Genomic DNA, 14441 nt, shown 5'->3' with positions numbered 1-14441 from the left:
GCCACTCTCGTGGAGACTGAGCCCACGACACCCGACATCGCACGGAAGGCACGCATGCGCCACAGGAGCCGGCTCCAGCACTGGGTCCGCCGGGCCGCGCTCGCGCAGGCCGGGCGCCGGGGCATCGACCTGACCCGGCTCGACGCCGTGCCGGCGAGCCTGGTCTGGCCGCTGAGACGCGAGGGTCTCGACCCGCCGGCACGGCTCGGCGAGCTCCGGGCCGAGCAGCCGGTGCACCACCTGACCGGCTTCCTCGGCATGGGGGTCTGGCTGGTGACCGGCTTCGAGGAGGCTCGCGAGGTCCTCGCCGACCAGACGTCGTACAGCACCGACATCCGGCCCTACGTCGGGCGCAGCGGCGCCGACGACGGGGACGTGGGCGGCCTGGGCTTCACCGACCCGCCGGACCACACCCGGTTGCGTCGGCTGCTCACCCCCGAGTTCACCATGCGCCGCCTCGACCGGATGGCGCCGCTGATCGACGACATCGTCGCGCGCCAGCTCGACCGGCTCGGTGAGCAGGCCGGCCCCGACGGCGTCGTCGACCTGGTCCCGGCCTTCGGCTTCGCGGTCCCGTTCCTGGTCATCTGCGAGCTGCTCGGGCTGCCCGACGCGAAGCGGGAGACGTTCCGCCGGCTCGGCGCGGCCCGCTTCGACGTGAGCGGGGGCGGCAGTGCGAGCTTCGGGGCGATCTCCGGGTCGCGGTCCTTCCTGTTCGAGGAGACCCGGCGCCAGCGTCAGGACCCGGGGCCGGGGCTGATCGGCCAGATCATCCGCGAGCACGGCGACGAGATCAGCGACTTCGACCTCGGCGGGCTCGCCGACGGCGTCTTCACCGGTGGGATGGAGACCAGCGCCGGGATGCTCGCGCTGGGCACGGCGGTGCTGTTGGACCACCCGGCGTGGTGGGAGCGGCTGGGCACCGACCCCGCGGCGGTCGACCCCGTCGTGGAGGAGCTGCTGCGCTACCTGTCGGTGGTCCAGGTGGCGTTCCCGCGGTTCGTGCGCAGCGAGGTCACGGTCGGCGGGCAGCGGATCGCGCCCGGCGACGTGGTGCTCGTCTCGCTGCCGGCGGCCGACCGCGATCCCGTGCTGGGTCCGGACCTCGAGGAGTTCGACCCCGGCCGCCCGGTGCGCTCCCACCTCGCCTTCGGCCACGGGCTGCACCGCTGCGTGGGCGCCGAGCTGGCCCGGATGGAGCTGCGGGCCGCCTTTCCCGCCCTGGTCAGGCGCTTCCCGGCGATGGCGCTCGCCACCGACCGGTTGGTGCACCCCCAGCAGTCGATCGTGTTCGGCATCGAGTCGCTGCCGGTCCGACCGCTCGGCGCCTCCGCGACCGGGGCGGCCCGCGACCTGGACGTCGAGGGGACCGCCTGAGCCGTCCCGGCGGCGGCCGAGCGAGGCTCAGCCGCGCTCCGGGCGCCCGTACGTCGTGAGCCGCTCCCGGACGGGTCGGCCGATGCCGGCGCCGATCTCGACGAGCTCCTCCACGGTCTTGGCCGAGCCGTGCTCGGAGCCGGCCATCCGCGAGATCGTCTCCTCCATCAGCGTCCCGCCCAGATCGTTGGCCCCGGCGCGCAGCATCGCCCGGGTGCCCTCGACGCCGAGCTTGACCCAGCTGGTCTGGATGTTGGCGATCCGCCCGTGCAGCAGGATCCGCGCCATCGCGTGCACCGCGCGGTTGTCGCGCAGCGTCGGGCCGGGCCGGGCCACCCCGGCCAGGTAGATCGGCGCCGAGGTGTGCACGAACGGCAGCGGCACGAACTCGGTGAAGCCGCCGGTCTCGTCCTGGATCCGGCTGAGCACCCGCAGGTGCTGCACCCAGTGGCGCGGGTTGTCGACGTGGCCGTACATCATCGTCGAGGTGGTCGGGATGCCCACCCGGTGCGCGGTCGAGATGATCTCCACCCAGGTGGAGGTGGGCAGCTTGCCCTTGGTCAGGATCCAGCGGACCTCGTCGTCGAGGATCTCCGCGGCCGTGCCCGGGATCGTGTCCAGGCCGGACTCGCGGGCCTTGATCAGGAAGTCCTCGAAGCTCAGCCCGGTGCGCGAGGAGCCGTTGACGATCTCCATCGGGGAGAAGGCGTGCACGTGCATCTGCGGGACCCGCTGCTTGACCGCCTGGACCAGGTCGAAGTACGCCGTGCCGGGCAGCTCGGGGTCGATGCCGCCCTGCATGCAGACCTCGGTGGCGCCCAGCCCCCAGGCCTCCTCGGCCCGGTCGGCGACCTGGTCGAGGGAGAGCGAGTAGGCGTCGGCGTCGGTGCGCCGCTGGGCGAACGCGCAGAACCGGCAGCCGACGTAGCAGACGTTGGTGAAGTTGATGTTGCGGTTGACGACGTAGGTCACCTCGTCCCCGACCACCTCGCGGCGCAGGTCGTCGGCGAGCCGGCAGACCTGCTCGAGCAGGTCGCCCTCGGCGGTGATCAGCCTCAGCGCGTGCGCGTCGCTGAGGTTGCCCGGGTCCCGCTCGGCGGCGGCCAGGGCCGCGCGGCCCTCGGCGTCGGCGGCCGGGCCCGACACGGCCGGGGCCGAGGCCGAGGCCGAGGCCGGCGCCACGCTGTCGCGGACCTCGTCCCAGTCGCCGTAGACGCTGTCGAAGTCGGCGCGCCGGTCGCTGGAGCGTCCGGTGGTGTCGACGCTCTCGTGCAGGTCGGTGCGCCCGCGGCCCTCGCCGACGCTGGCGAACCCGCCGTCGGGCTCCTGCCACGCCAGCCCGGTGGGTCGTACGCCGGGGCGCGCGAGGCCGTCGTCGCCGGCCAGCGCGGCGACGTGGCCGGAGACCCGCGGGTCGATCCAGGGCTCGCCCCGCACGACGTACTCGGGGTGCACGGTGAGCCGGGCGCGCAGCTCGAGGCCGCAGGCGGCGGTGAGGTCGCGCAGCCGCTCCAGCGAGGGCCACGGGCGCTCGGGGTTGACGTGGTCGGGGGTGAGCGGGGAGACGCCGCCCCAGTCGTCGACGCCCGCCTCGAGCAGCGCGCGGCACTCGGCGAGATCCACCAGGTTCGGCGGAGCCTGGATCCGCATCCGGGGCCCGAGCACCAGCCGGGTGACCGCGATCGTGGCGCGGTACTCGTCGAGGCCGAGGTCGTCGCGCTGCCGCATCGCGGTGTCGGGCTTGGCGCGGAAGTTCTGGACGATCACCTCCTGCAGCGCGCTGTAGCGCCGGGCCACGCCGCGCAGCGCGAAGACGGTCTCGGCCCGCTCGGTCAGGGTCTCGCCGATGCCGACCAGCAGGCCGCTGGTGAACGGGACGGAGAGCCGGCCGGCGTCCTCCAGCGTGCGCAGCCGCACCGCCGGGTCCTTGTCGGGGGAGCCGAAGTGCGCCTCGCCCCTCTCGGTGAACAGCCGTGTCGAGGTGGTCTCGAGCATCATCCCCATCGACGGCGAGACCGGCTTGAGCCGGTTCATCTCCTCCCACGACATCACGCCCGGGTTGAGGTGGGGCAGCAGGCCGGTCTCCTCCAGCACCCGCACCGCCATGGCGCGCAGGTAGGCCAGCGTCGAGTCGTAGCCCTGCTCGTCGAGCCAGGCCCGGGCCTCGGGCCAGCGGTCCTCGGGGCGGTCCCCGAGCGTGAACAGCGCCTCCAGGCAGCCCAGCTCGGCGCCCTGGCGGGCGATCTCGAGGATCTCGTCGGGGGAGAGGTAGGGCGCGCGGCCCTCGCGGGCCGCCTGGCCCGGGGTCTCCACGAAGGTGCAGTAGTGGCAGCGGTCGCGGCACAGCCGGGTGACCGGGATGAAGACCTTGGGGGAGTAGGTGACGACTCCGGGCCGGCCGGCCGCCGCCAGGCCGGCGTCGCGGACCTTGGCGGCGGCGGCGCACAGCCGGTCCAGCTCGTCGCCGCGGGCGGCGAGCAGCGCGGTGGCCTCGGTGACGTCGAGGGCGGCGCCGCGCTCGGCGCGGGCCAGGGCCCGACGTACGGCCTGCGGGGTGACCTGGTCGCTCCCGGGATCGGTCGGGCGTGAGCTCATGCGCTCCAGTCTCTCCCCTCAGACGCCGGCCTTCTCCACCACCCCACTGGCTGGGACCGATCCGCGGTCGAGGCTGCTGGGCCACCAGATGCGTCCACCCAGGTCGAGGTTGATCGCGGTGACCAGCACCGAGCGCACGATCAGGGTGTCGAGCAGTACGCCGAGGGCGACGGTCGTCCCGAGCTCGGCCAGGAAGACCAGCGGCAGGGTGCCGAGCACCAGGAAGGTCGCGGCGAGCACCACGCCCGCGGAGGTGATCACCCCGCCGGTCGAGGTGAGCCCGATCAGCGATCCTCGGCGGGTGCCGTGGGTCATCGTCTCCTCGCGGACCCGGGTCATCAGGAAGATGTTGTAGTCGATGCCCAACGCCACCAGGAACACGAACGCGAAGAGTGGGAAGGCGGGATCGGAGCCGGCGAAGTCGAAGACGTACTCGAAGAGCAGCACCGAGAGTCCGAGCGCCGCGCTGAACGACAGCACCACCGTGCCGACCAGGATCGCCGGCGAGGTGATCGCCCGCAGCAGGACCATCAGGATCACCATCACCACCAGCAGCACGATCGGGATGATCACGTAGTTGTCGCGTGTGGAGGCGTTCTTGGTATCGAGGTAGATCGCGGTGAACCCGCCCACCTCCGCGTCCGCGCCGTCGACGGCGTGCACCGAGTCGCGGGCGTCCTCGACCAGCTCGAAGGCCGGCTGCGCAGCCGGGTCGCCCCCGAACGTCGCCGAGACGTAGGCGACGTCGCCCGCGACCCGTGGCTTGCTCGCGGCATCGATGCCCTCGACCTCGCTCAGGGCGGCACGCACCTGTTCGCCGTGGCTGGCGTTGGCGACCACCATGATCGGGTTGGAGGCGTCGACCAGCCCGTGGTCCATGAGCACCTGCTGCCCGGTCACCGACTCGAAGTCCTTGGTGTACTGCTCGTCGGTGGCCAGGCCGTTGGCGTCCAGGCGGAACAGGCCCAGGCAGGCGACGAGCAGGAGCCCGGTGGTGACCACCCAGACGGCGCGGGGGCGCACGGCGATCCGGGAGCCGACCTTGGCCCAGAAGCCCGACTGCGTGGGCTCGGAGGAGGTGAACGTCGGGCGGCGGGGCCAGAAGATCCAGCGCCCGAAGATCACCAGCAGGGCCGGCAGCAGGGTGACCATCACCAGGAACGTGACGCCCACGCCGATCGCGGCGACCGGGCCGAGGCCCGCGGTGGAGTTCATCTCCGCGAACATCAGGCACAGCATCCCCACGGCCACGGTGGCGGCGCTGGCCAGGATCGCCGGCGCCGCGCGGTGCAGCGCGAACGCCATCGCCTCGTGCCGGTTCTCGTGGCGGCGTAGCTCCTCGCGGTAGCGGGCGACCAGCAGGAGCGCGTAGTCGGTGCCGGCGCCGATCACCAGGATGGTCAGGATCGCCTGGCTCTGCCCGTTCACGGTGAGGTCGGCGTACTTGGCCAGGAAGTAGACCAGGCCCCCGGAGACCGTGAAGGCGCACAGCGCCGAGACGATGGGCAGCACCCACAGCACCGGGCTGCGGTAGGTGAACAGCAGGATCACGATCACCACGGACAGGGTCGCCAGCAGCAGCGTGCTGTCGATGCCGGCGAAGGCCTCGAAGGAGTCGGCGGCCTGGCCGCCGGAGCCGGCGACGTAGGTGTCGACGCCGTCGATGGCGGAGATGTCGCGCAGCTCGTCGGCGACGTCGGGCATCTCCTCCCAGCCGTTCTTGCCGAAGTTGAACGTGACCACCGTCTGGGCGGCCTGCCCGTCCGCGGAGGGGACCGGTCCGACGACCTCGCCCTCGACGCCGCGCAGCTGGGAGAACTCGGCCGCGTGCTCCTTGGCGGTGGCCAGGTCCTCGGGGGTCAGCCCCGAGGAGCGCTCGTAGACGATCACGGTCGGGATCGCATCGGGATCCTGGAAGGGCTCGAGCTTCTCCAGCGCCCTGGTCGACTCGGCCGAGGCGGGCAGCCAGGAGGAGGCCTCGTTGTTCTGGACCTCGGTGAGCTTCGAGGAGAACGCCCCGAAGACGACCATCGCCACCAGCCAGAGGGCCAGCACGATCCACTTGGTGACGGGGCCGGTGAGCTTTCCGGCGATCGAAGGGTGCATGGGACGACTCCAGCAGGGGCGGGGGGCGGGCGCATCGGGTTCCTCCCTGAGTTCGACCCCCGGTCCTCCCGGAACTCATCGGCATCCGCCGTACGGGTAGAACCGTGACAGTTCAACTGGCATAGTCGCCCCAGGAGTGACGTGGGTCACGCACCGAGCATGAGGAGGACGTCCGCGATGTATCCCGGAACCTGGGCCGAGAAGTCCCCCGACAAGCCCGCGCTGGTGATGGCCGGCTCCGGGCGCACCCTCACCTACGCGCAGCTCGACGAGCGCAGCATCCGCCTCTCCCGCCACCTGTACGACGCCGGGCTGCGCCGAGGCGACGTGGTGGCGCTGCTCAGCGACAACACTCCCGAGACCTACGAGGTGTACTGGGCGGCGCTGCGCTCGGGGCTCTACATCACTGCCGTCAACCACAACCTGACCGCGGACGAGGCTGCCTACATCGTCAACGACTGCGAGGCGCGCGCCCTGGTCGTCTCCGCGGCCAAGGCGGAGCTCCTCGACGCGATGCAGGGGATCGTGCACGTCCCGGTCCGGCTGGCCTACGGCGGTGAGGTGGCCGACTACGCGTCGTACGAGCAGGCGCTCGCGGCGGCGAGTGCGGTGCCGCTGCCCGAGCAGCCGCACGGCGACGACCTGCTCTACTCCTCCGGCACTACCGGGCGCCCCAAGGGCATCAAGCTGGACCTGCCCACCTACGCCGTGGACGAGCCGGGCTACCAGTACGTGACGATCTTCGGTGCCCTCTACGGGTTCGACACCGAGACCGTCTACCTCTCGCCGGCGCCGGTCTACCACGCGGCTCCGCTGCGCTTCGGCGGCGTGATCCACGCCCTCGGCGGGACGCTGGTGATGATGGAGAAGTTCGAGCCGGAGGCGGCGCTGCGCGCGGTCGCCGAGCACCGGGTCACCCACACCCAGATGGTGCCGACGATGTTCGTGCGGCTGCTCAAGCTGCCCGACGAGGTCCGCGCCGGCTACGACACCTCCTCGCTCGAGGTCGTGGTGCACGCGGCGGCGCCGTGCCCGGTCGAGGTCAAGCGCCGGATGATCGAGTGGCTCGGGCCGATCATCCAGGAGTACTACGCCTCCACCGAGGCCAACGGCGCGACGTTCATCGACTCCGCGACCTGGCTCGAGCACCCCGGCTCGGTGGGGGTGGCCCTGCTCGGCGTCCTGCACATCTGCGGCGAGGACGGCGCCGAGCTCGGCCCCGGCGAGGTGGGCACGGTGTGGTTCGAGCGGGAGGAGGGCAGCTTCAGCTACCACAACGACCCGGCCAAGACCGCGAGCACCCGGCACCCGCAGCATCCGACCTGGACGACGGTGGGGGACCTGGGCTACGTCGACGAGGACGGCTTCCTCTACCTGACCGACCGCAAGGCGTTCATGATCATCTCCGGCGGGGTGAACATCTATCCCCAGGAGGTCGAGGACCTGTTCAGCCTGCACCCGGCGGTCACCGACATCGCCGTGCTCGGGGTGCCCGACGAGGAGATGGGGGAGCGGGTGGTGGCCTTCGTGCAGCCCGCCGAGGGGGTCGAGCCGGGCGAGGCGCTGGCCGCCGAGCTGACGTCGTACGCCCGGGAGCGGATCGCGCACTACAAGGTCCCGCGCGAGATCCATTTCCGCGACGACCTCCCTCGCACGCCGACGGGCAAGATGGTCAAGGGCAAGCTCCGCGACGAGTACGTCAACTGACCCCCCACACCCGCCGACCCGGCGCGAACTCGCACCCCAGCCAGCGCGAGTCGGCGTGAACTCGCGCTTGTGGTGGCGCGAGTCGGCGTGAACTCGCGCTTGTGGTGGCGCGAGTCGGCGTGGACTCGCGCTTGTGGTGGCGCGAGTCGGCGTGGACTCGCGCTTGTGGTGGCGCGAGTCGGCGTGGACTCGCACTCCCGTCTCGGCGTACGGCGGTGAGGTTGCGCCAACTCGGCGCCTCAGCGGTGCGAGGTTGCGCCGAGTCGGCGTCGTACGGGCGGTGAGTTCACGCCGACTCGGCGTCGTACGGCGGTGAGGTTGCGCCGACTCGGCGCCTCAGGGGTGGGAGTTCACGCCGACTCGGGGTGGGAGTAGAGGCGGTCCAGGACGTCGGCGTACTTCTGGTGCACGACCCGGCGCTTGACCTTCAGGGTGGGGGTCAGCTCCTCGGACTCGGCCGTCCACTCCACCGGCAGCAGCTCGAAGGCCTTGACCTGCTCGGGGCGGGAGAGCCGCTCGTTGGCGCGGTCCACCGCCTGTTGCGCCATCGCCTGGATGGCCGGCTGCTGGGCGAGGTCGGCGAGGTCGGCGTACTCCAGCCCGAGCTGCTGCGCGACGGCCGGGGCGACGTCGGAGTCCAGGGTGAGGACGGCGACGACGTAGGGGCGGCCCTCGCCGAAGACCAGGGCGTGCCCGACGATCGGGCTCTCCTTGAGGAGGTTCTCGATGTTGGACGGGGCGATGTTCTTGCCCGAGGAGGTGATGATCATCTCCTTCTTGCGGTCGACGACCTTGAGGAAGCCGTCCTCGTCCATCTCGCCGATGTCGCCGGTGTGCACCCAGCCGTCCTCGTCGATCAGCGCCCGGGTGGCGTCCTCCTGGCGGTAGTAGCCCGGCGTGGTGATCGGGCCCCGGGCGAGGATCTCGCCGTCCTCGGCCAGCGTGACCTCGATGCCGGCCAGCGCCCGCCCGACGGTGCCGAGCCGGAACGACTCCGGGCCGCACGAGGCCACCGCCGACGCGGTCTCGGTCATCCCGTAGACGTCGTAGACCTTGATCCCGAGCCCGGCGAAGAACCGGGCGACCTCGACCGGCATCGGGGCCGCCGCGCTGGCCGCCCACTCCACCCGATCCAGGCCGAGCAGGGCGCGCAGCACCCCGAGGATCGCGGCGTCGGCGGCCTCGAAGCGCGCCTGCAGTTCGGGGCTGGTGGTCTGCCCGGTCTGCTGGGACTCGATGTACTCCAGGCCGACCGCCATCGCGTCCTCGACGAACGCGCGCTTGGCCTCGTCCGGCTCGGCGGCGAGCTTGGCCGAGACGCCGGTCTTGATCTTCTCCCAGACCCGCGGGACGCCGAAGAAGCGCGTGGGCCGCACACTGCCGAGCGCGCCGACCAGCAGCGAGGGATCGGCGATCAGGTGCACGTGCCCGCCCTGCGACTGCGGGACGTACATGCCCAGGATCCGCTCGGCGATGTGGGCGAAGGGCAGGTAGGAGATGCTCACACCGGGCTCGGCGATGCCGGCGGTCCTGGTGGAGCCGACCGCCTCGAAGAGGATGTTGCGGTGGGTCAGCACCACGCCCTTGGGGTGTCCGGTGGTGCCGGAGGTGTACAGGATCGTCAGCGGCTGGTCGGGGTCGATCGCCCGCCAGCGCTGCTCGAGCTCCTCGGCGTGCGCCGCGCGGTACGCCGCGCCGGAGCTCGCCAGCTCCTCGAAGGTCGTGAAGCGGTCGCCGGACCGCACGGCCGAGGCGTCCATCAGCACGACCTTGCGGATGCTGCCCGAGGCGTCCAGCGCCTGCTCCCAGCGGGCCAGCTGGTCGGCGCCCTCCAGGAACACCACGCTCGGCTCGGCGTGACCGGCGACGAACAGCACCTGCTCGGGCGCCAGCGTGGCGTAGACCGACATCGGCGTCGCCCCGGCGTGTACGGCGGCCAGGTCGGCCAGCACGTGCTCGGTGCGGCTCGAGGCCATGATCGCCACGGTGTCACCGGGCGCGACCCCGATCTCGAGGAGCCCGGCGGCGAGGTCGAGCGCGCGCTCGCGCACCTCGCGCCAGGTGAGCGTGCGCCAGCCCTGGACGTCGTCGGCGGGGATGCCGATCTTGTCGGAGTACGCCGGCTCGTCGCCGTACTTGTCGACGGTGGCGGCCAGCGCCAGTGGCAGGGTGAGCCCGGCGATCGCCGCCTCGATCTCCGCGCGCTGCTGAAGGGTGTCCGGCATGGGTCTCTCCTCGGGATGAAAGGGGATCAGTAGCTGCGGGGGAGGTGGAGCATCTGGGTGCCGATGTGGGCGAGGATGAGCTCCTCGGCCACCGGGATGTTCTTGCCGATCCGGCTGTCGCGGAAGAGCCGCTCGACCGGGTACTCCTTGGAGTAGGCCATCCCGCCGAACGTCTGGAAGGCCTGGTTCGCCGCCTCCCAGGCCACCTGCGAGCCGGTCAGTTTCGCCACGTTGGTCTCCGCGCCGCACGGGCGGCCCTGGTCGAAGAGCCAGGCGGCCTTGTAGGTCATCAGCCGGGCCAGCTCGGTCTTCGCCTTGAGCTGGGCCAGCGGGAACTGCACGGCCTGGTTGGCGCCGATCGGGCGGCCGAAGACCTCGCGCTCGCGGGCATAGTCGGCCGCCAGGCGCAGTGCCGCCTCGGCCGCGCCGACACCCCCGGCCGCGGCCAGGATCCGCTCGGGGTTGAGCACGTCCCACAGCACCGGGAAGCCGTTGTCGATCTCGCCGATCACGTTGCTCGCGGGGACCCGGACGTCGTCGAAGAAGACCTGGCTGGAGGTGACCACGTTGCCGCCCATCTTCGGGATGGGGGTGTAGGTCAGCGTCCCGTCCGCGACCGCCTGCTCGACGTCCACGAGCAGCACCGTGAAGCCGCCGGTGCGCGAGCCGAGCTTCTCGGTGGCCTGCTCCAGCGGGGTGGTGCGGGTGATCACGATCATCCACCGCGCGTTCTCGATCCCGGAGATCCAGATCTTCTGCCCGCGGATCACCAGCTCGTCGCCGTCGCGGCGCGCGGCCGTGGTGATCGCGATCGCGTTGCTGCCCGCGTCCGGCTCGGTCAGCGCCATGCAGAACTGCGTCGTCCCGGCGGCGACGCCGGGCAGGATCGCCTCGCGCTGGGCCGGCGTGCCGTGGCGGGCCAGCGTCATCGCCCCGAAGCCGGGGGTGAGGATGTAGAGGAAGATGCCGGCGGTGCCCCCCGAGGCGGCGAGCGTCTCGCAGGCCACCGCCAGCTCCAGCATCCCGGCCCCGCCCCCGCCGTACTCCTCGGGGACGCACAGGCCGATCCAGCCGCCCTCGGCGAGGTCGTTCCAGGCCTCGGTGGGGAAGCGGTGCTGCTCCTCGCACTCGGACCAGTAGCGGTGGTCGTACCTGGCGGCCACGGCCGCCACTCCGTCGCGGACGGCGAGCGCCGTCTCGGGCAGGTCGAAGTCCACGACGTCGGCCTCAGATGCCGAGGCTCCGACCGATGATCTCCTTCTGGATCTCGGTCGTGCCCCCGTAGATGGTCTGGATCCGGCTGTCGACGTAGGCCCGGGCGACCGGGTACTCCATCATGTAGCCGTAGCCGCCGTGCAGCTGGACGGCCTGGTCGACGATCTTCTTCTGCAGCTCGGTGGTCCACCACTTCGCCATCGAGGCCAGCGTGGCGTCGGCCTCTCCGCGCATGTGCCGCTGGATGCAGTCGTCGACGAAGACGGTGGCGATCCGGGCCTCGGTCGCCATCTCCGCGAGCACGAAGCGGTTGTGCTGGAAGTTGCCGATCGAGCGGCCGAACGCCTTGCGCTCCTTGGCGTAGCTCAGCGACATCTCCAGTACGTCGCGGCACGCGGCGGCGGCCATCACCGCGATGGAGAGCCGCTCCTGGGGCAGGTTCATCATCAGCGAGATGAAGCCGGTGCCCTCCTCGCCGAGCAGGTTCTCCTTGGGCACGACCACGTCGTCGAAGAAGAGCTCCGCGGTGTCCTGCGCCTTGAGGCCCATCTTGTCGAGGTTGCGGCCGCGCTCGAAGCCCGCCATCCCGCGCTCGAGGACCAGCAGGCTGATGCCCTTGTGGCCGGCCTCGGGGTCGGTGCGGGCGACCACGATGACCAGGTCGGCCATGATGCCGTTGGAGATGAAGGTCTTGGAGCCGTTGACGAGGTAGTGGTCGCCCTTGTCGATCGCGGTGGTGCGGATGCCCTGCAGGTCGGAGCCCGCGCCCGGCTCGGTCATCGCGATCGCGGTGACGATCTCGCCGCTCACGCAGCCGGGGAGCCAGCGCTGCTTCTGCTCCTCGGTGCCGAGGCTGGAGAGGTAGGGGACGATGATGTCGGTGTGCACCGGGAAGCCCGGGCCGCTGGCGCCGGCCCGGCTGAGCTCCTCGGCGACGATCATGTTGTAGCGGAAGTCGTCGACCCCGGCCCCGCCGTACGCCTCGTCGACGTCGAAGCAGAGCAGGCCCTGGCTGCCGGCCTTGGTCCACAGCTCGCGGTCCACGATGCCCGCCTCGGCCCAGCGCTCCTGGTGGGGGACGACCTCCTTCTCGATGAAGCTCCGCGCCATCTGGCGGAAGTCCTCGTGCTCCTCGTCGAAGATCTCGCGGGAAAGCTCTGCCATGGGGTTCGTTCCTCCCTCGGTTCCGCGCAGGCGGGGGCCTGCGGCGTCGTCATTGCCGCGACGACACGTGATCGCTCGCAACACCGCCACTGTGACAGCACCACTGTCACGATGGCAAGAGGCAGGCCGCGCACTGGGCTCGGGAGGTCGGTGGCCGGCGTTTTGCCTGGCCTTGGGGACAGCAATACTGTGACAGTCATGAGTGAGCAACCGGACGACGACGGACTGCTCACGATCGACGAGCTGTCCGCCGCCGTCGGCCTGACGGTCCGCACCACGCGCTACTACGCCAGCCTGGGCCTGGTGCCCGCGCCGATCCGCAAGGGGCGCGTCGCCTACTACGACGAGTCGCACCGCGCCCGCCTGGAGATGGTGCGCGCCCTGCAGGACCACGGGTTCACCCTGCAGGCGATCGAGCGCTACATGTCCTCGCTGCCGGCCGACGCCACCAGCGACGAGCTGGCGCTGCGCCGCGCGATGCTGACCTCGTGGACCGCGCAGCCGGCCGAGGAGCTGACCCTGCGCCAGCTGGAGAAGCGGGTCTCGCGCACGCTCAGCGAGGCCGACCTCGACTTCCTGGTGGGGCTGCGCTCCCTGGAGCGCACCGAGAGCGGGGGCTACCGGGCGATGCCCAACCTCCAGGTGAGCGTGGAGCTGCTGGACCTCGACATCCCGATGGAGTCGATGGGCGCCGCCGGCGAGGCGATCAACCGGCACATGGAGTCGCTCGCCTCGGAGCTGACCTCGATCCTGCACCAGGGCGTGCTCGCGCCGTACCGCCAGGAGCGGCACTCCGCCGAGGAGGCGGCGAAGCTGGAGAGCACGATGTCGCGGCTGCGCCAGCTCACCCTCGAGGCGGTCGTCACCGGCTTCCAGCGGGCCGCCAACGACGTGATCACCCGGTCGCTGCTGCGCCCTCGCGGCCGGGACTGACGGCGAGGGCCCCGCAGGTCGTGCCTGCCGGGCCCTCGTCGCCTGAGTCAGCGGTGGATCAGGAGATCCACTCCTTGACCTGCTCGACGGTCTTCGCCGGGTCGTCGCTGGCCGGCACCACGTTCAGGCTGGTCACGCCGGCCTCGCGGAAGGCCTCGATGCGCTCCTTGACGTACGACGCGGGGCCGACGAGGTTGGCCGCCTCGAGCCACTCCTGGGGGACCAGCGCCTCGGCCTCCTTCTTCTTGCCCGAGAGGTAGAGGTCCTGGATCTCCTCGGCCTCCTTCTCGTAGCCGTACTGCTTGGCGACGTCGTTGTAGAAGTTCTTGCCCTTGGCGCCCATCCCGCCCACGTAGAGCGCGAACATCGGGCGGGCGAAGTCGAGCAGGCCCTTGACGTCCTCGCCGATCGCGACCATGCCGCCGGCGTTGACCTGCAGCGGCGCCAGGCCCTCCTGGCGCTTGGCGTTGCCCTTGGCCAGCGCGTCGCCCCAGACCAGGTGCGCCTTCTCGGGGTGGAACAGGTGCGGCATCCAGCCGTCGGCGTACTCCGCGGTCTGCTCCACGCTCTTGGGGCCGAGCGCGGCGATCCAGATCGGGATCGTGTCGCGCTCGGGGTGGGTGAGGATCTTCAGGGGCTTGCCCAGCCCGGTCACCGCGCCGTCCTCCTTGGTCAGCGGCAGCTTGAAGATGCCGTCGCTGCTGAGCTTCTCGCGCTTGAGCCCGGCGCGGATGATCTCGACCACCTCGCGGGTGCGGGCCAGGGGCTTGTCGTAGGGGACGCCGTGGAAGCCCTCGATGACCTGGGGCCCGGAGGCGCCCAGACCCAGGATCGCGCGCCCTCCGGAGACGTTGTCCAGCCCGGCCGCGGTCTGCAGCAGCGCCCCCGGCGTGCGCGAGTAGATGTTGAGGATCGCCGAGCCGATCTCGACCTTGTCGGTCTTCGCCGCCAGGTAGCCCATCAGGGTGGGGGAGTCGAAGCCGTAGGCCTCGGCGACCCAGATCTGGTCCAGGCCGGCCTTCTCCAGGGCGGTGACCTGGTCCGCGGCGCTGCGCGGGTTCCCGTCGTACATCAGGGGCATGGAGAGCTTCATCGCGGTTCCGTTCCGGGTCGTCGGCA

Annotated in this window: 9 protein-coding genes; 3 read left to right on the top strand and 6 right to left on the bottom strand. The window is 71.4% G+C overall.

Translation table 11 applies throughout. The features are described from left to right. Window positions 1–54: 54 nt before the first annotated feature. Entirely contained in the window at window positions 55–1377 is a 1323-nt protein-coding gene (locus AC6EI4_RS03880) for a cytochrome P450 (protein WP_498450640.1), read from the top strand. 27 nt (window positions 1378–1404) lie between these two features. On the opposite strand, the gene AC6EI4_RS03875 is transcribed toward AC6EI4_RS03880, so the two are convergent. Beyond that, a complete protein-coding gene (locus AC6EI4_RS03875; protein ID WP_498450639.1) occupies window positions 1405–3972 on the bottom strand; it encodes a bifunctional FO biosynthesis protein CofGH in 2568 nt (855 codons plus the stop codon). An 18-nt stretch (window positions 3973–3990) separates the two neighbouring features. Next, window positions 3991–6078, bottom strand: coding sequence for an MMPL family transporter (locus AC6EI4_RS03870; protein ID WP_498424855.1), 2088 nt, complete (start codon window positions 6076–6078; stop codon window positions 3991–3993). A 177-nt stretch (window positions 6079–6255) separates the two neighbouring features. Here AC6EI4_RS03870 and AC6EI4_RS03865 point away from each other — a divergent pair, with 177 nt between their 5' ends. After that, a complete protein-coding gene (locus AC6EI4_RS03865; RefSeq protein WP_498450638.1) occupies window positions 6256–7785 on the top strand; it encodes an acyl-CoA synthetase in 1530 nt (509 codons plus the stop codon). 350 nt (window positions 7786–8135) lie between these two features. Here AC6EI4_RS03865 and AC6EI4_RS03860 read toward each other — a convergent pair whose 3' ends face one another. The 3 genes from AC6EI4_RS03860 to AC6EI4_RS03850 are packed head-to-tail and all read right to left on the bottom strand — an operon-like array spanning window position 8136 to window position 12389. After that, complete coding sequence (locus AC6EI4_RS03860; RefSeq protein ID WP_498450637.1) at window positions 8136–10010, bottom strand: AMP-dependent synthetase/ligase; 1875 nt, start codon at window positions 10008–10010, stop codon at window positions 8136–8138. A 26-nt stretch (window positions 10011–10036) separates the two neighbouring features. Beyond that, window positions 10037–11227, bottom strand: coding sequence for an acyl-CoA dehydrogenase family protein (locus AC6EI4_RS03855; RefSeq protein WP_498450636.1), 1191 nt, complete (start codon window positions 11225–11227; stop codon window positions 10037–10039). A gap of 10 nt (window positions 11228–11237) precedes the next feature. Next, window positions 11238–12389, bottom strand: coding sequence for an acyl-CoA dehydrogenase family protein (locus AC6EI4_RS03850; protein ID WP_498450635.1), 1152 nt, complete (start codon window positions 12387–12389; stop codon window positions 11238–11240). Between the two features lie 198 nt (window positions 12390–12587). Between AC6EI4_RS03850 and AC6EI4_RS03845 the strand changes: the two genes are divergently transcribed. Next, window positions 12588–13322 (top strand): MerR family transcriptional regulator, encoded by a 735-nt coding sequence (locus tag AC6EI4_RS03845; RefSeq protein ID WP_498424846.1) that lies wholly within the window; start codon window positions 12588–12590, stop codon window positions 13320–13322. 58 nt (window positions 13323–13380) lie between these two features. Here the strand turns inward: AC6EI4_RS03845 and AC6EI4_RS03840 are convergent, their stop codons facing one another. Then, window positions 13381–14415 carry an LLM class F420-dependent oxidoreductase gene (locus AC6EI4_RS03840; protein WP_498450634.1) on the bottom strand — a complete coding sequence of 345 codons (1035 nt, stop codon included), beginning with the start codon at window positions 14413–14415 and terminating at the stop codon, window positions 13381–13383. Window positions 14416–14441: the final 26 nt, after the last annotated feature.

It is taken from the genome of Nocardioides sp. Z43_10 (assembly GCF_059766615.1).
Note: the sequence above shows the minus strand (reverse complement) of the source record. Positions and strands in the feature narration are given on the sequence as shown.